The 18,315-nt window shown below is 72.1% G+C and carries 9 protein-coding genes; all 9 read left to right on the forward strand.

Annotated features, from left to right (window positions below; genetic code table 11):
* Window positions 1-4 precede the first annotated feature (4 nt).
* The gene (gene groL, locus Q5761_RS01245; protein ID WP_135224802.1) at window positions 5-1,624 is read left to right on the forward strand and encodes a chaperonin GroEL; all 1,620 of its coding nucleotides are present in this window, start codon (window positions 5-7) and stop codon (window positions 1,622-1,624) included.
* A gap of 561 nt (window positions 1,625-2,185) precedes the next feature.
* Complete coding sequence (gene guaA, locus Q5761_RS01250) at window positions 2,186-3,760, forward strand: glutamine-hydrolyzing GMP synthase (protein WP_318750874.1); 1,575 nt, start codon at window positions 2,186-2,188, stop codon at window positions 3,758-3,760.
* 836 nt (window positions 3,761-4,596) lie between these two features.
* A complete protein-coding gene (locus tag Q5761_RS01255) occupies window positions 4,597-7,503 on the forward strand; it encodes an ATP-binding protein (RefSeq protein WP_318750875.1) in 2,907 nt (968 codons plus the stop codon).
* Between the two features lie 550 nt (window positions 7,504-8,053).
* On the forward strand, window positions 8,054-10,432 hold the full coding sequence (gene pcrA, locus Q5761_RS01260) for a DNA helicase PcrA (RefSeq protein WP_318750876.1): 2,379 nt from the start codon (window positions 8,054-8,056) through the stop codon (window positions 10,430-10,432).
* A gap of 85 nt (window positions 10,433-10,517) precedes the next feature.
* Window positions 10,518-12,863 carry an NAD-dependent DNA ligase LigA gene (gene ligA, locus Q5761_RS01265; protein ID WP_318750877.1) on the forward strand — a complete coding sequence of 782 codons (2,346 nt, stop codon included), beginning with the start codon at window positions 10,518-10,520 and terminating at the stop codon, window positions 12,861-12,863.
* A 38-nt stretch (window positions 12,864-12,901) separates the two neighbouring features.
* Window positions 12,902-14,209, forward strand: coding sequence for an ABC transporter ATP-binding protein (locus Q5761_RS01270; RefSeq protein ID WP_413084542.1), 1,308 nt, complete (start codon window positions 12,902-12,904; stop codon window positions 14,207-14,209).
* A complete protein-coding gene (locus Q5761_RS01275; RefSeq protein WP_318750878.1) occupies window positions 14,206-15,222 on the forward strand; it encodes an ABC transporter ATP-binding protein in 1,017 nt (338 codons plus the stop codon). The genes Q5761_RS01270 and Q5761_RS01275 overlap by 4 nt, the downstream gene beginning before the upstream one ends.
* Before the next feature lie 204 nt (window positions 15,223-15,426).
* Window positions 15,427-17,175, forward strand: coding sequence for a peptide ABC transporter substrate-binding protein (locus Q5761_RS01280; RefSeq protein ID WP_318750879.1), 1,749 nt, complete (start codon window positions 15,427-15,429; stop codon window positions 17,173-17,175).
* A 208-nt stretch (window positions 17,176-17,383) separates the two neighbouring features.
* Entirely contained in the window at window positions 17,384-18,313 is a 930-nt protein-coding gene (locus tag Q5761_RS01285; RefSeq protein ID WP_318750880.1) for an ABC transporter permease, read from the forward strand.
* Window positions 18,314-18,315 lie beyond the last annotated feature (2 nt).

Consider the following 18,315-nt stretch of genomic DNA (forward strand, 5'->3'; position numbering starts at 1 on the left):
CGGCATGCCGAAGCAGCTGGTCTTCAACGAGCAGGCGCGGCGCAGCCTGGAGAAGGGGCTGAACACCGTCGCCAACGCCGTCAAGATCACCCTGGGGCCCAAGGGCCGCAACGTGGTCCTGGAGAAGAAGTTTGGCTCGCCGACCATCACCAATGACGGCGTGACCATCGCCCGCGAGATCGAGCTGAAGGACCCCTTCGAGAACATGGGCGCCAAGCTCCTCACGGAGGTGGCGACCAAGACCAACGACGTGGCCGGTGACGGGACCACCACCGCCATCGTCCTGGGCCAGGCCATGGTCCGCGAGGGCATGAAGGTGGTGGCCGCCGGCGCGAACCCGATCCTGGTCAAGCGGGGCATCGAGAAGGCGGTCGCCGCCGTCGTCGATGAGATCAAGCGGATCGCCAAGCCCGTCGAGACCAAGGAAGCGACCCAGCAGGTGGCCTCCATCTCCGCCAACGACGAAGAGATCGGCAAGATGATCGCCGACGCCATGGAGAAGGTCGGCAAGGACGGCGTGATCACGGTCGAGGAGAGCAAGACCCTGGACACGACCGTCGAGGTCGTGGAGGGCATGCAGTTCGACCGGGGCTACCTGTCGCCGTACTTCGTCACCGACGCCGAGGCGATGGAGGCCGTCCTTGAGGAGCCCTTCATCCTGATCACCGACCGCAAGATCTCGTCCGTCAACGACCTGCTGCCGGTGCTGCAGCGGGTGGTGGAGCGCGGCAAGCCGCTGCTGATCATCGCCGAGGACGTCGAGGGCGAGGCGCTGGCGACCCTGGTGGTCAACAAGATCCGCGGCACGCTGCAGTCCTGCGCGGTCAAGGCGCCCGGCTTCGGCGATCGGCGTAAGGCGATGCTGGAGGACATCGCCATCCTCACCGGCGGCCAGGTGATCTCCGAAGACCTGGGCATCAAGCTGGAGAACGTCACGCCCGACATGTTCGGCCGGGCCAAGAAGGTGGTCGTGGAGAAGGAGAACACGACCATCGTCGAGGGCGCTGGCGATCCCGAGAAGATCAAGGCCCGCATCAACGTCATCAAGCGGCAGATCGAGGAGACCACCTCGGACTTCGACCGCGAGAAGCTGCAGGAGCGGCTGGCCAAGCTGGCCGGCGGCGTGGCCGTGATCAAGGTCGGCGCTGCGACCGAGGTGGAGATGAAGGAGAAGAAGTACCGCATCGAGGACGCCCTCTCGGCCACGCGGGCGGCGGTGGAGGAGGGCATCGTCCCCGGTGGCGGTGCCACGCTGGTCCACGCCATCAAGGCGCTGGACAAGGTGGAGGCCCGCAACGAGGACGAGCGGATGGGCATCGAGATCGTCCGCCGCGCCCTGGAGGAGCCGCTGCGCCAGATCGCGGCCAACGCGGGTATGGAGGGCTCGGTGGTCGTCGAGCGGGTCAAGCAGCTGCCGGACAACGAGGGCTTCGATGCCCTGACGGGCGAGTACGGCGACATGTTCGCCCGCGGCATCGTCGACCCGGCCAAGGTGACCCGGTCGGCGCTGCAGAACGCGGCCAGCATCGCCGCCATGGTGCTGACCACCGAGTCGCTGGTGGCCGACCTGCCCGAGGAGAAGAAGGAGGCGGCCGGCAGCAACGTGGGCGACATGGACTTCTGAGTCCGTCGCCCGCTGGGCCGTGGCCGGGGCGGGGTGCCCGCGCGGGAGGCGCGGGCACCCCGCCCCTGTTTGCTCAAGCGGGGCTACCGCCCTTCGCTGGCGCGGCGGACGAACCGGCCGGGGCGCCGCGGGCCGCGGGGCATCGCCCCGCGGCCCGCGGCGGCGGCTTGGCATGTTCCAGAACTGCCGCGGCGTCCTCCGGTTCATCGGGCGTCAGGAACGACGAGGACGCCGGTGTCGGAGCCCACGATCCGCTCCTTCATGCCAACAAATCGCTGGGAACGTGCACCGTCAAGGACTGACGGCCTTCCGCCACTGCAATCCCTCCCCGCTCCGGCCATCCCGGGTTGGCGGCCGACCCGCCCACGGACCTGTTCAAAACCCATGGTCCTGCTAAGATATCGCGTTAAGATATCACGTTGTGACATCGATCGACGCTACGCCGGCGCTCTCGAGTCGTCTCTGCCCCCGGTCCGCGGCCCGCGGGAACCGGCCGCGGTCCCGGTATCCGCGTCTCACCCTTGCGCTCCGCCCGTGCCGGGCAAGAAGGGAGCGATGGCCATGGTCGGGATGGAAGGGGAGCCGTCTCTGGTGGAACCCGAAGAGCGCGTGGTGATCCTCGACTTCGGTTCGCAGTACGGTCACCTGATCGCCCGGCGGGTGCGGGAGCTCGGGGTGTACTCGGTGGTCCTGCCCCACCACGCCCCCCTGGCCGCGATCCTTCGCCACCGCCCGCGGGGGGTGATCCTCTCCGGCGGCCCCGCCAGCGTCTACGAGCCGGGGGCACCGCAATGCGACCCCGAGCTCTGGCAGGCCGGGGTGCCGGTCCTCGGCATCTGCTACGGCATGCAGCTGATGGTCCACCAGCTCGGGGGCCGGGTCGTCCCGGCGGCACGCCGGGAGTACGGCCCCGCCACCCTCCACGTGGACGAACCCGGCCGCCTGCTGGCGGGCCTCGGCGCGCGGGTGGACGTCTGGATGAGCCACGCCGATCGGGTCGAGGTCCTGCCGCCCGGCTTCACCGTCCTGGCGCACACCGCGGATGCGCCGTACGCGGTCATCGAGGGGGGCGACGGGCGCTGGCTCGGCGTCCAGTTCCACCCCGAGGTCGCCCACACGCCGCGGGGCCGGGACATCCTGGCCAACTTCCTCTTCCGGGTCTGCGGCTGCCGGGGCGGCTGGTCCATGGCCGACTTCGTCGAGCGGGCCGTGTCGGCCCTGCGGCGGCGGCTCGACGGGGCCCGTGCCCTGTGCGCGCTGAGCGGCGGCGTCGACTCGGCCGTGGCGGCCGCGCTGGTGCATCGCGCCATCGGCTCGCGGCTGGTCGCCGTGTTCGTCGACACCGGTCTCCTGCGGGAGGGCGAGGTCGAGGAGGTCCGATCCACCTTCTCCGGGCTCGGCATGGACCTGCGGGTGGTCGACGCGCGGGACCGCTTCCTCGATGCGCTCGCTGGCCTGGTCGACCCCGAGGCCAAGCGCAAGGCCGTGGGGGAGACCTTCATCCGCGTGTTCGAGGAACAGGCCCGACGCCTCGCCGCCGAGCTGGGGCCGATCCCCTACCTGGTCCAGGGGACGACCTATCCGGACGTGATCGAGAGCGGCGGCGGGGCGGCCGCCACCATCAAGAGCCACCACAACGTGGGCGGGTTGCCGCCCGACCTGGACTTCGAGCTGGTGGAACCGCTGCGCGACCTGTTCAAGGACGAGGTGCGGGAGGTCGGGCGCCGGCTCGGGCTGCCGACGGCCCTCATCGAGCGCCATCCCTTCCCGGGACCGGGGCTCGCCATCCGGACCCTGGGCGCCGTCACCCCCGAGCGCCTCCGGCGCCTGCGGGCGTGCGACCGGATCGTCCGGGAGGAGATCCGTCGGGCAGGGCTGGAGGGCTCGGTCTGGCAGGCCTTCGCCGTCCTGACGGGAGCCCGCACGGTGGGGGTTATGGGCGATCGTCGCACCTACGGCGAGGCGGTCGCCGTGCGGGTGGTGGCCTCGGACGACGGGATGACCGCGGACTGGGTGCGGTTGCCCCACGAGGTGCTCGACCGCATCGCGCGCCGGCTGGTCAACGAGGTGGAGGGCGTCAACCGCGTGGTCTACGACATCACCTCCAAGCCCCCCGCCACCATCGAGTGGGAGTGACGGGGACCCCGGACGAACCGGCGGGGCCGCCCGGCTTGCCGCCGCGGTCCCAGACAGGTTTCGCCATCGGATGGCGAGTCCATGACCGGGACGCCGACGACCGTCGAGAAGACGGCAGAGGCTCGGGGGATTCACCGGCGCGACCGTTGGCTTGAGCGCGAATTTTGTCGAAAACCATCACTTTCTGGTCCTATTCTTTCGGAATCTAGGAGGAATCGTCGAGATCGTGTCGTAGGCAGGGGGTGAAAGGGCCGGGAAAGCCTGGCAAGGCCGGTGCCGCCCGCGGGTGGGCGGGCGGCACCGGCCGGGTGGAAGGATGGGAGGTGAAGCCATGCTGTACCGTCTCGCCATGGCTGCGGCCAGCATCCTGACCGGCGTGGTCGTCGCCCTCGCTGCGCAGACCAGCTGGCCCATCGGCTAGCGTCGTGGCCGGAGGCCGGTGCCGGCTCGTGGCTCCACCCCACCCGCTAGGCAGACCGGTTTCATCGAAGCACACGTCGTGGTGGGGTGTAAAGGGGCAGATGCCCACCCGGCCCGGGCGGGCCGGCACCGGTCATCTGGCATTGGCATGTTGACCGAGTTGGGGCCGCCTTCTGACCCGTCCGCGATCGATCGACGACCGGAGGCGTAGCGGATCACCAGCGGTCGGGGACCACCGCGAAGGACCCCGTTCAAGGCCGCGTTCTTGAGGAGAACGCGGCCTTCATCGTGGTTGAACCCCTTGAGCAACGGCACCTTCGGGGGGTCAGGCTGCCACATGGAGCCAGCGGGCGCGAGGGTCGGCGCCCCTCGGTGCCGGGGAGGGTTGCACGGTGCCCCAGCGAAGTGGAGTCCCCATGAAACCCTCAGGGGTCGTGGCTCGCTACATGGCAGGCGTCGCGGCGGCGGGTCTTCTCGGACTGGTGATCCTCGTCGTCTCCACCAGTGCACCCCCTCCCGCACTGGCGGTGCTGCTGGGTGGCGCCCTGCTGGTGGCGGAGCTGTACCAGGTCGTTTCCGCGAGCGGCGAGGCCGTCTCGATCGGCGCCCTGGTGGTGCTGGTATCCCTGTGGCTGCTCGGCCCCGCGGTGCCGATGTGGGCGGAGGTCGTGGGTTGGTGCTTCGCCGCCTTGTGGCGGCGTCCGCCCTTCCTCGTCACCGCGTTCAATGTGGGTCAGACGATCCTGGCCGTGCTGACGGCGGCCGCCATCTTCCGCGTCAGCGGCGGCGAGTGGGGACAGCCCCTGGACGGATGGGACTCGATCATCCCGTACCTGGCGAGTGCCGCGGGCTTCGGCCTGGTCAACACGGGCTTGGTGGCGGCCGCCCTGGCTCTGTACAAGCGCATCCCGTTCCGTCAGCAGTGGCAGACCTACGTGATCGAGGACAGTTGGCGACTGATGGTCTCCTGGCTGCTTGCGGTGGGGGTGTACGTGCTCTTCACCCGGTACGACTACCCGCCCGGGGCCCTTGCCGCATTCCCCTTTCTCGCCCTGGCCCATCACTTCGGGACGTCGATCTGGACGCGGAGCCTCCGCCAACGAGCCGTGGAGCGATTCCTGCGCGCGCTGCACGCCGACCCGAAGGCGCTGCGTCGCGCCGAGCACCTCGTGCGCCTGGTGACGGAGATGGCCGAGGGCCTGGAGGTGCGGGGTCGCGATCTGGACAACCTGCGGCAGGCCGCCCTGTTGCACGAAGCAGGGGGACCGCGACCGCCCGGTGTGGGCGACGGCGATCCGTCGCCGGAACAGCTGGTGCGGCACGCCCTGGTGTCGGCGCGGGAGGTCGCCCGCATCGCGGTGCTGGAGCCGGTGGCGCGGATCCTGCGCCACCACCACGAGCACTGGGACGGCACCGGCGGTCCCGACGGACTGGCGGGAACCGTCATTCCCCTCGCCAGTCGCATCCTGGCGGTGGCCGAGGCCTACCTGTTCGCGCTGCAGCGCTGGGGGGACCCGGAGATGGCGTGGGAGGCGGTGCGGTCCCGCGCGGGCAGCCGGTACGATCCCGACGCCGTCGCCGCCCTGGCCAGGGTGCGGTCGGTGGTGGGCGAATTCGGAGAGCCCCTGGTGACCGTCGCCGGGGAGCTGGCCGCGGCCGCCGACCAGCTGCGCCGGTTCGTCCGGGAGGAGGGGCGCGACGCCCAGGGCCGGCCCGCCGCCTTCCACGACGACCAGCTGCTGCGGCAGGCGGTGGGCGGGGTCGTGGCCCTGTCCCACTTCGCGCGGGTGATCAACGCCACCCTGCGGCCCGACGAGGTGGCGGAGCGGGTCGTCGACACCTTCTTCGAGGTGCTCGGGGGCCGGGTCTTCTGGCTGGTGCCGGCCTCGGCCCCCGGCGTCCTGCGCGTCGGCACGCTGCGCAACGCGCCGCCCGGCCTGGTGGGGCGGGAGCTCGGCCTGCACCGGCCGCCCTTCCACCGCCTGGTGGAGGAACGCCGCACGGTGGTGGCGCGCCTCGAGCCGGAGCAGGGACCGGATTGGCTGCTGGGTGGTCACCGACGCTGGGTGCTGGCGGTGCCCCTGGTGGCCCGCGACAAGCTGCTGGCGGCGGTGGCGGTGGTGCGCGACCAGCCGCCACCCTACTCCTTCGCCGATGGGGGCCTGATCGACGTCCTCGCCAGCCAGGCCGCCTTGAGCCTGGACAACGCCCGCCTCTTCGAGCAGGCGCAGGTGCGGCTGCAGGAGTTGACCGCCCTCAAGCGCTTCCAGGACCTGATCCTCCAGCAGGTGGGGACCGGCATCGTGGCGGCCGACGCCGCAGGCACCCTGACGCTGGCCAACTGCACGGCGGTCGAGCTGTTGCGTCGCGCCGGCTTTCCCGACGACGCGCTGCACCCGCCGCGTCCTTTGGGCAGTGACACCCCGTGTGATAGCATGCTGCTGGAGCAGCTGGCCGCGGACGATCCCCTGCCGCCCCGCCTGTGGGAGTTCGCGACGCGGGAGGGCGCGCCCCTCCTGGTCACGGCGCAGGCGTTCCCCCTGGTCGGTTCCGAGGGGGAGCGCGCCGGGGCCATCGTCCTCCTGCGCGACGTGACCCAGGAGCGGGAGCTGGAGATGCGGGCCCGACGCTCGGAGCGCCTCGCGGCGGTGGGGCAGCTGGCCGCCGGCGCGGCCCACGAGATCCGCAACCCCCTCACCGCCATCAAGGGCTTCATGCAGCTGATCGGGCGCCGGGTGGAGGGGGAGCTGGCGGGCTACATCGACATCGTCCTGCAGGAGATCGAGCGCATCGAGGGCATCGTCAACGACCTGCTGCTGCTGGCCCGCCCGCCCAAGCCGCGGCTGCGGCCGGTGGATGTGGGCGCCCTGCTGCGGCGACTGGTGGACATGGTCCGCATGGACGAGGTGGCCCGCGGGTGCTCCGTGGAACTGCGGGTCGTGGAACCGCTGCCGCCGGTGACCGCGGATGAGGCCCAGCTGCGCCAGGTCTTCCTCAACCTGATGCGCAACGGCCTGGACGCCATGCCGGGCGGCGGCGTCTTGCGGCTGCGGGCCTCCCACGACCCCGCGGCGGGGACCGTCCTGGTGGAGGTGGAGGACCGCGGGACGGGCATGCCGCCCGAGCACCTGAATCGCATCTTCGATCCCTTCTTCTCCACCAAGGAGGGCGGCACCGGCCTGGGGTTGGCCGTCAGCTACGGCATCGTCCGCAACCACGGGGGGCACATCGACGTCGACAGCGAGGTGGGCCGCGGCACGCGCATGCGGGTGGTACTGCCGGTGGCGGGACCCCGGGACGAAGCCGACGGGGAGGGCCCGTGAGCGGGGGAGGGGGCACGGTGCCCCGGCCCGGTGCCGGCGGCGGCGGACCTGTCGCCACCGGGCCGCCGCCGGCAGCGCAGGCGAACGGGCCGACGGAGGCGTCGGGGCGTCGCCACGGAGTCGGGGCGTGCACACGGATCCGTTGGCATGGATCCCGTCGCCGGTGCCGTCCCGTCCGGCGGAGCGGCTCGTGGCCGCGGCGACCCGCGGGTGCGGCGGCGTGACGCGGGTGGGGAGCCGTCGGAGACCACCCTGCGGACGAAGCGGCCGGGACCCTCGAGCCGGGCCGGGCGGCCGGTTCGTCCCCCGGCCGGGCAGGGCGGAGGGCCGCCGCGGCGACGTATCCGGTCCGGACGGGAATCGCCGCCGTCGTCGGGGACGGGCCTTGGCGGGGCGGGGTGGATGGCACGCCAGCTGGGGTCGTCGGCGGCGGGGGCGGTTCGCGAGGCCGTGTCCCGGCGGGCGGCCCTCGCCGCCAGGCCGGGTGGCCGGCACCGGCACGGCCGGTCCTCGGAGAGGCAGGCCGTGCGGCGGACGGGAGGTACGCGACTTGGCAGACTTGCTGGCGGATCTCAACCCGGCGCAGCGGGAGGCGGTGACCCATCCCGGGGGCCCCGTGCTGGTCCTGGCCGGGGCCGGGAGCGGCAAGACGCGGGTCCTCACCCGGCGGGTGGCCTACCTGCTCCAGCAGGGCGTGGCGCCCCACCAGATCCTGGCCATCACCTTCACCAACAAGGCGGCCCGGGAGATGCGGGAACGGGTGGAGCAGCTGGTGGGGGCCCAGGCGCGGGACATGTGGATCGGCACCTTCCACGCCAGCTGCGTCCGCATCCTGCGGCGGGACGGCCACCGGGTCGGGTACGACCGGAACTTTGTCATCCTCGACGAGGACGACCGGCGCACCGTCCTGCGCGAGGTCCTCAAGGAGCGCAACCTCAGCGAGACCCGCTACCCGCCCAACGCCGTCGGGGCGATGATCTCCGCGGCGAAGAACCAGCTGCTGGGGCCGGAGGCGTTCGCCGCCCGGCACCGGGACTTCTACCGCCAGCAGGTGGCCGCCGTCTACGCCGCCTATCAGGAGCGGCTGCAGAAGAACGGGGCGATGGACTTCGACGACCTCTTGATGCAGACCGTGCGCCTGTTCGAAGAGGCGCCCGACGTGCTGGCCTCCTACCAGCGCCGGTTCGTCCACATCCTGGTCGACGAGTACCAGGACACCAACCACGCCCAGTACCGGCTGCTGCGCCTGCTGGCGGCGGGGCACCGCAACCTGTTCGTGGTGGGCGACCCGGACCAGAGCGTCTACCGCTGGCGCGGGGCGGACATCACCAACATCCTGCGCTTCGAGGAAGACTATCCCGATGCGCGGGTGGTGCGGCTGGAGCTGAACTACCGCTCCACGGCCTCCATCCTGGCGGCGGCCCAGGCGGTGATCGAGCACAACACCCAGCGCAAGGAGAAGCAGCTGCGCTCCGTCCACGGCGAGGGGGCGCGGGTGGTGGTCTTCGGCGCCGCCGACGAGCACGATGAGGCCTGGTTCGTCGCCCGGGAGATGGAGCGGCTCCACGACGAGGGGTACGAATACGGCGACATGGCGGTGCTCTACCGCACCCACGCCCAGTCGCGGGTGGTGGAGGAGACCCTGCTGCGCCGGGGCATCCCCTACCGGATCGTGGGCGGCCTGAAGTTCTACGAGCGCAAGGAGGTCAAGGACATCCTGGCCTACCTGCGCCTGGCGGTGAACCCGGACGACCGCATCAGCCTGCGGCGCGTGATCAACGTGCCGCGGCGCGGCATCGGGGAGGCCACCCTGGCGCGGCTGGAGGCCCATCTTGACCGGGCAGGGGTGGGCCTGCTGGACGCCCTGGCCCAGGCGGAGGCCATCCCCGGGATCACCCGCCCCCAGGCCGCGGCCCTTGCGGCCTTCGGCGAGGTGATCGCCGATCTCGCCGCCCTGGCGCAGCAGCGGCCGGCCTACGACGTCATCGCCTTCGCCCTGGACCGCACGGGCTACCGGGAGATGCTGGAGCAGGAGCGGACGCCGGACGCCCGGACGCGGCTGGAGAACCTGGAGGAGCTGCTCTCCGTGGCGCGCGACTTCGAGCGCCAGCGCGGTCCCGGCGACGCGCCGCTGGTGGACTTCCTGGCGGAGGTCGCCCTGGTCAGCGACGTCGACCAGCTGGAGGAGGGCGCCCGCGCCGTCTCCCTGATGACCCTCCACAGCGCCAAGGGCCTGGAGTTCGACGTGGTCTTCATCACGGGGATGGAGGAGGGGGTGTTCCCCCACAGCCGGTCGCTGGACGACCCCCAGGAGCTGGAGGAGGAACGGCGCCTCTGCTACGTCGGCATGACGCGGGCGCGCCAGCGGCTCTACCTGTGCTTCACCCGCCAGCGCACCCTGTTCGGCGCCACGCGGCGCCAGGTGCCCTCCCGCTTCCTGGAGGAGGCCGACGCGCGGTACCTGGAGTGGCAGGGGTTGCTCCCCGGTGCGGACGAACCGGCCGCCGACGGCGGCGAGGCCGCGGGGGCGCCGGGCGGGGCTGGCTGGCCCGGCGGCGGTGCCCGGTGGGGTGCGACGGGCCGGTTCGATCGCGTCGGCGGGGCGTACGGCCGGGATCGCCACCGCGGCGGTCCGTCCGTGGGCGCCGCTCGCAACGGGCGCACCCGGACGGCGCCCGACTGGGGGGGACGGGAGCCGGGTCGCACCGCCGGCGGGACGGCTGACGGCGACGGCGCGCGCCGCGCCGAGGCCGCGCTCGCCGGAGGGGAGGGGTTCCGGCCGGGGGAGCGGGTCGTCCACCCGCGCTTCGGCGAGGGGACCATCGTGATGCGCCGCGGCGAGGGGGAGGACGCCGAGGTCACCATCGCGTTCCCCGACGCCGGGCTGAAGACCTTCATCGTCCGCTACGCCAATCTACGGCGCGCGTGAGGGCGACCCGCAGGACGGAGCCGGTCCGGGCGCGGGTGCGGCCGGGCCGGGGCGGGCGGCGCCGGCGGGCAGGGGCGACGGGGGGATGGACGTGGACGAGCACCGGTCCAACGGCGGAAGCGGCGGGTCCGGCAAGGGCGCGGGCGATGCCGCCCGGGGGGAGGCCCTGGCGGCCGCCCGGGCGCGGGCCGAGGAACTGCGGGAGCAGATCCGCCACCACGACTACCTCTACTACGTGCTCGACCGGCCCGCGATCGACGATGCGGCCTACGATGCCCTGATGCGGGAGCTCCGGGAGCTGGAGGCGCGGTTCCCGGAGATCGTCACACCCGACTCCCCGACCCAACGGGTCGGCGGGCGGCCCGCCGCACCCTTCGCCCGGGTCGAGCATGCCGAGCCCATGCTCAGCCTGGACAACGCCTTCGGCCGCGAGGAGCTGGAGGCCTTCGACGAGCGGGTGCGGCGGGCGGTGGGCGATGCCGTCGCCTACGTGGCCGAGCTGAAGATCGACGGGCTCTCCGTCGCCCTCACCTACGAGGAGGGCCGGTTCGTCCGCGGGGCGACCCGTGGCGACGGCGAGGCCGGCGAGGACGTGACGGCCAACCTGCGCACCATCCGCAGCCTGCCCCTGCGCCTGCGCGATCGCGAGCGGCCGGTGCCGCGGCGGGTCGAGATCCGCGGCGAGGTGTACATGACCTTCGACGCCTTCCGCCGGCTCAACCAGGAGCAGGAGGCGCGGGGCCTGCCCCCCTTCGCCAACCCGCGCAACGCCGCCGCGGGCTCCGTCCGCCAGCTGGATCCGGCGGTCACCGCCTCCCGCTCCCTGAACCTGTGGGTCTACGGGCTGGCGGGGTGGGAGGGCGACCGCGCGGTCGCGCCGCGCAGCCAGTGGGAGGTGCTCCAGGCCCTGCGGCAGTGGGGCCTGCCCGTCAATCCCCACGCCCGCCGCTGCACCAGCCTGGCGGAGCTGCTGGCGTTCATCGAGGAGTGGTCCCGGCGGCGCCACGAGCTGCCCTATCTGATCGACGGCATCGTGATCAAGGTGGACGACCTGGCGCAGCAGCGGCGGCTGGGCGCCACCGCCCGCAGCCCGCGTTGGGCCATCGCCTACAAGTTCCCGGCGGAGCGGGCGCGGACGCGGGTGCGGGACATCCAGGTCAGCGTCGGCCGCACCGGCGCCCTGACCCCGGTGGCGGTGCTGGATCCGGTGCTGCTGGCGGGGACCACCGTCAGCCGCGCCAGCCTGCACAACGCGGACTACATCCGGGAGAAGGACGTGCGCATCGGCGACCTGGTGGTGGTCCACAAGGCGGGGGAGATCATCCCCGAGGTGGTGGAGGTGGTCAAGGAGGCCCGCACCGGGGCCGAGCGGCCCTTCACCATGCCCGAGCGCTGCCCCGCCTGCGGCAGCCCGGTGGTGCGGGTGGGGGGCGAGGCGGCCACCCGGTGCCCCAATGCCGCCTGCCCTGCCCAGCAGCTGGAGCGCATCCGCCACTTCGCCTCCCGGGACGCCATGGACATCGAGGGACTGGGGCCGGCGATCATCGAGCAGCTGGTGGCGCGAGGCCTGGTGCGGGACGTGGCGGACCTGTACCATCTGGAGGCGGAGCCCGTCGCCCAGCTCGAGCGCATGGGGCCCAAGTCCGCGGCCAACCTGATCGCCGCCATCGACGCCTCGCGGGCGCGGCCCCTGCGCCGCCTGCTCTACGGTCTCGGGATCCGCTTCGTCGGCGAGCGGGTGGCGGGCGTGCTGGCCCGGCACTTCGGCACCATCCACCGGCTGATGGGGGCCGGGCCGGACGAGCTGATGGCCGTCCCCGAGATCGGCCCGCGCATCGCCGAGAGCGTGGTCGCCTTCTTCCGCGATGAGCACAACCGCGACCTGATCCGCCGCCTCGCCGAGGCGGGGGTGCGGGCGGCGGCGGGCGAGCCCGAGCCGGGCAGCGCGGCCGCCCAGGCGGCAGCCGCCGCGGCCAGGGCGGGCGGCGGCGGCCCGGCCGGCGGCACGGGGGCGGGCGGCGTCCCGGCGGCAGCCGCCGCCGGGCATGGCCCGGGCCCGGGCGCAGGGGAGGCCGCGTTCGTCCCGGCCTCGGCGGCCGGCGCGGGCGGGCAGGGCCGCGACGGCCTGGAGGCACAGGCGACGGGTGCCCCGTCAGGGGCCGCCGTCCCCGAGGTGCCGCCCGCGGTGCGGGCGCGGGTGGCCGGCAAGACCTTCGTCTTCACCGGGGGCCTGGAGAGCATGACCCGCGACGAGGCCGAGGCGCTGGTGGAGGCGCTGGGCGGCCGGGCGACCAGCAGCGTCAGCCGCAAGACGGACTACGTGGTGGCGGGGGAGGGGGCCGGCTCCAAGTTGCGCCGGGCCCGCGAGCTCGGCATCCCCGTCCTGGACGAACAGGCGTTCTTGCGGCTGGTCGGCCGCGCCCCCTCGTGAGGGGGTGCGCCACGCTGTGCTTCCAGGAGGATGCACCCTTGCCGAAGGTCGGTGAGCCCTTGCTCGAGGTGCGCGACCTGCGCACCGAGTTCCACACCGAAGCGGGCCGATTCGCCGCCGTGGACGGGGTCAGCTTCACCATCCACCGCGGGGAGACGGTCGGTCTGGTGGGGGAGTCGGGATCGGGGAAGAGCGTCACCTCCCTCTCCATCCTGCGGCTCATCCCCTCGCCCCCGGGGCGCATCGCCGGCGGCTCCATCCTGTTCGAGGGCCGCGATCTGTTGCGCCTCAGCGAGGCGGAGATGCGGCGCATCCGCGGGAACCGCATCGCGATGATCTTCCAGGAGCCGATGACGTCCCTCAACCCGGTCTTCACCGCGGGAGCGCAGATCGCCGAGGCGCTGCGGTGGCATCGCCGGCTGTCGCGGCGCGAGGCGTGGGAGCGGGCGGTGGAGCTGCTGCGCCTGGTGGGCATCCCCGACCCCGAGGCGCGGGCGCGCCAGTACCCCCACCAGATGTCGGGCGGCATGCGCCAGCGCGTGATGATCGCCATGGCCGTGGCCTGCGAGCCCCAGCTGCTGATCGCGGACGAGCCGACCACCGCCCTGGACGTCACCGTGCAGGCGCAGATCCTCGACCTGATGAAGGATCTGCGGCGGCGGCTGGGCACCGCCATCCTGCTGATCACCCACGACCTGGGCGTGGTGGCCGACATGGCCGATCGCGTGCTGGTCATGTACGCCGGGCGCATCGTCGAGTCCGCCCCGGTGGACGACCTCTTCGCGCGGCCGCTCCACCCGTACACCGAGGGGCTGCTGCAGTCCATGCCCCAGCTGCACCGGCGCCAGGACCGGCTCCACGTGATCCCCGGCCAGGTGCCCAACCCCGCCCGCCTGCCGTCGGGCTGCCGGTTCCACCCCCGCTGTCCGTACGTGATGGACATCTGCCGCCAGCGAGAGCCGGCCCTGCAGCCCGCCGGCGACGGCCGCTGGGTGGCGTGCTGGCTGCGGGACGAACCGGCTGCCGGCGGCGCCGGCGCCGCCGGCAGCACCGGCGCCAGCGCGGCGACGGCCGAGCCCGGTGCGGTTCCCCCGGCGGCCGGGCGGGACCGCCCTGCGCAGGGCGCGAGGGGGCGGGGCGGAGCTGGCACCGAGGCCCAGCAAGGCCCCCTGGGATCGGCAGGCACGACGCGGACGTCGGCCCGTACGGGGCCGGCGGTCCCTGACGGCCTCGCCCCGGCCGACGTGGGCGGGCCGGGGACGGCGGCCGAGGCGGTCCGCCCGGAGGCGGCCGCGACGATCCCCGTGACGGCCGCGCCCCCGCGGGCGGAGGGGGGTCTGGCATGAGCCGCGTCCTGGTGGAGGTGCGCGGCCTGAAGAAGCACTTCCCGGTGGGAGGCGGCTGGCTCGGCCGGCCGCGGGGCTGGGTCCGGGCCGTCGACGGCATCGACCTGGACATCTACCAGGGCGAGACGCTGGGGCTCGTGGGCGAGTCGGGGTGCGGCAAGACCACCACGGGACGGCTGATCCTGCGCTTGCTGGAGCCCACCGCGGGCACGGTGCGCTTCGACGGCCGGGACGTGTTCCGGCTGCGGGGCCCGGAGCTGCGCCGGTTGCGGCGGGACATGCAGATCATCTTCCAGGATCCCTTCGGCTCCCTGAACCCGCGCCGGACGGTGGGCGAGATCGTCGGCGAGGCCCTGGCCGTCCACGGCCTGGCCCGCGGGCGGGCGCTCCAGGAGCGGGTGGCGGAGCTGCTGGAGCTGGTGGGCCTCTCGCCCGACCACGCGCGGCGCTACCCTCACGAGTTCTCCGGCGGCCAGCGCCAGCGCATCGGCATCGCTCGCGCCCTGGCCTTGAACCCGCGCTTCGTGGTCTGCGACGAGCCGGTCTCGGCCCTGGACGTCTCGATCCAGTCCCAGGTGATCAACCTGCTCGAAGACCTGCAGGCCCGCTTCGGCCTGACCTACCTGTTCATCGCCCACGACCTGTCGGTGGTGCGGCACATCAGCGACCGGGTGGGGGTAATGTACCTGGGCAAGCTGGTGGAGCTGGCGCCCACCGACGAGCTGTTCCGCCGACCGCTGCACCCCTACACCCAGGCGCTGCTCTCGGCGGTCCCCTTGCCCGACCCGCCGCGACAGCGGCGGCGGGAGCGCATCGTCCTGCAGGGCGACGTGCCGTCGCCGGCCAACCCCCCGGCGGGCTGTCGGTTCCACACCCGCTGTCCCTTCGCCGAGGCCGTCTGCCGCCAGGAGGAACCGGCCCTGCGGGCGATCGAGGGCGACCACCGGGTGGCCTGCCACCTGGCGGAGCGGCTGCCGGTGGCCGGTGCCTGGGGGACCGTTGGGGGGGCGTGACCCCGCGGGCTGGGAGCAAGGTCCAGGTCGGGGTTGCGGGGATTTGCCGGCAGCGGGTGGCGCTGGAGCAGGAAATTGTGTGGCTTGCGCGAAGAATGCCGCAGTGTATGCTCATTGTCGAAAAATGGCCGGCGAAAGGAGGTGAATCCCCGCTTCGGCCGGTCTTGCGCCCCGAGGGCGCAAACCTGCATCAGGGGGGTACCCGTGTTGAGGCGCAACCGCAAGTGGTTTTCCGTGTTTAGCCTGCTGGTGGCAGCCGCCCTGGTCCTCTCCGCGTGCGGCAGCGGCGGCGGCCAGCAGAGCGGCGAGGGGCAGCAGCAGGGGGAGTCCCAGCAGGCCGGGGGCCCGGATAGCCCCAGCTACCTGCGGCTGAACCTCGGCGACGAGCCGCCGAGCCTGGACCCGCAGCTGGCGACCGATGAGGTCTCCTTCACCATCATCGGCGCCACCTACGAGGGCCTGGTGCGCCAGGATCCCAACGGCGAGATCCGTGAGGGCAGCGGTATGGCCGAGAGCTGGGAGGTCTCGGAGGACGGGCTGACCTACACCTTCCACCTCCGCGACGCCCAGTGGAGCGACGGCAAGCCCGTCACGGCCAACGACTTCGCCTTCGCGTGGAAGCGGGCCATGGACCCGCGGACGGCGTCGCAGTACTCCTACATCGTCTATCCCTACATCAAGGGCGGCGACGCCGTGGCGGCGGCCTGCGGCGACGACGGGTCCTGCGAGGGCGACGACGCCAAGGTCGAGGAAGCGCTGAAGAACGTCGGCATCGAGGTCGTCGACGACAAGACGCTGAAGGTCACCCTGAGCAAGAACGTGCCCTTCTTCCTCAACCTGCTGACCTTCGGGTCCTGGCAGCCCGTGCGCCAGGACATCGTGGAGCAGTACGGTGACGCCTTCGCCACCGATGCCGACAAGGCCGTCTACAACGGACCCTTCATCGTCAAGGAGTGGAACCACAACAACTCGCTGCGCATCGAGAAGAACCCGAACTACTGGGATGCGGAGAACGTCAAGCTCGACTACGTCGAGTTCGCGATGATCAGCGACGCCGCGGCCTACATCAACGCCTATGAGGCCGGCGAACTCGATGCCACGGGCGTCCCGGCGGAGTTCAAGGAGCAGTTCGAGCAGAACCACCCCGACGAGCTGGGTCGCTACGCCGACGGCGCCACGTTCTACCTGGTGGTGAACACCACCAAGAAGCCGTGGAACAACCCCAAGGCGCGCCAGGCGCTGTCCCTGGCCGTTGACCGGGAGACCTTCATCAACGCCCTGAACAAGGGCATCGGCATCCCGGCGACCAGCTACACCAACCCGGTGATCACGGCGCCGGGCGAGCCGGGCGTCAGCTTAGAGGAGAAGTACGTCCGGCCGCTGAACCTGATCCCGACCAAGGCCGACCCGGCCAAGGCCAAGGAGCTGTGGCAGCAGGCGCTGCAGGAGGAGGGCATCACCGACGTCCCGACCCTCGAGTTCGTCGGTGACAACGGCGACGTGGTCAAGACGCGCCTGGAGTTCTTCCAGCAGCAGTTCAAGCAGAACCTGGGGATCGATGTGCAGATCGTCCAGGTGCCCTTCGAGGAGCGCCTGGAGCGGCAGCGGACCCAGAAGTTCGACATCATCATGGCCGGCTGGGGCCCGGACTACGACCACCCGCTGACGTTCCTGGACATGTGGGTGTGTGACGGGCCCTACAACGACGGCAAGTACTGCAACCCCGAGTACGATCGCCTGGTCGAGCAGCTCCAGAACGAGACCGACCCCGCCAAGCAGCGGGAGATCGCCATCGAGCTGGAGAAGCTGATCGCCCAGGACTATCCGATCATCCCGATCTACCACCGCGAGGTGCCGTACGCGCAGAAGCCTTACGTCAAGAACGTGATCCGCCGCGCCATCGGCTACAGCCCCGAGCTCAAGTGGGCGTACACCGAGGGCCGCGGCCAGTGAGGCTTCCGCGCGACGACGCAGCGCAACACGGCTGACGGTCGGCGCGGCGGGGCAGCGGCCGGAGGAGCCCGGCCCCGTCCCGTCGCGCCCGGCCGTCACCCCGGCGGCGACGGCGAGACCGGTTGGCACGGCGACGGATCCCGGCCTCGGGCCGGGATTTCGTCCGTCCGGAGGCCGGGGCCGCCGGGCAGGAAGGGGGGGAAGACGGATGACTCGGTACATCGTGCAGCGGCTGGTGCTCATGCTGGTGTCCATCTGGGCCGTGGTGACGGTGACCTTCGTGATGATGCACGCGATCCCCGGCAATCCCTTCGCCGATCCGCGGCTCCGGCCGGAGATCCTGGCCCTGATGATGGACAAGTACGGGCTCAACGACCCGCTGTGGGAGCAGTACCTGCGCTACTGGGGCAACCTGCTGCAAGGCGACCTCGGCGTCTCGCTGAAGAACATCGGCCGGAGCGTCAACCGCATGATCGCCGAGGGCTTCCCCGAGTCGGCCTGGGTCGGCGGCCAGGCGCTGCTCTTCGCCGTGGTCGTGGGCCTCACCCTGGGGACGGTGGCGGCCCTGTGGCGCAACCGCTGGCCGGACTACACGGCGATGATCATCGCCGTGCTGGGCGTCTCCGTGCCCAGCTTCGTCATCGCCGTGTTCGCTCAGTGGCTGTTCGCCGTGAAGCTGCGGTGGGTGCCGGTCCTGTGGGACGGCACGTGGAAGACCTCCATCCTGCCGTCCCTGGCGCTGGGCGGGACCATGCTGGCCACCCTGGTGCGGATGATGCGGACCCAGATGCTGGACGTCCTGGGGCAGGACTACATCAACACGGCTCGCGCCAAGGGCCTCTCCCAGGGCGAGGTGATCTGGCGCCACGCCCTGCGCAACGCGATCCTGCCCATCGTCACCCTGCTGGGGCCGCTGGTGGCCGGCATCCTGACGGGCACCGTGGTGATCGAGGCCATCTTTGGCATCCCCGGCCTTGGCAAGTACTACGTTGAGAGCGTCTATCAGCGGGACTATCCCTTGATCTTGGGCACCACGGTGTTCTACTTCCTGTTCCTGATCGTGGCCAACTTCCTGGTCGACCTGTCCTACGGGATCATCGACCCGCGCATCCGTCTGACGAACCGGGCCAGGGGGTGAGT

The sequence above is a fragment of the Thermaerobacter composti genome, from assembly GCF_033582035.1.
In the GTDB taxonomy this organism is placed as follows: Bacteria; Bacillota; Sulfobacillia; order Thermaerobacterales; family Thermaerobacteraceae; genus Thermaerobacter; species Thermaerobacter composti.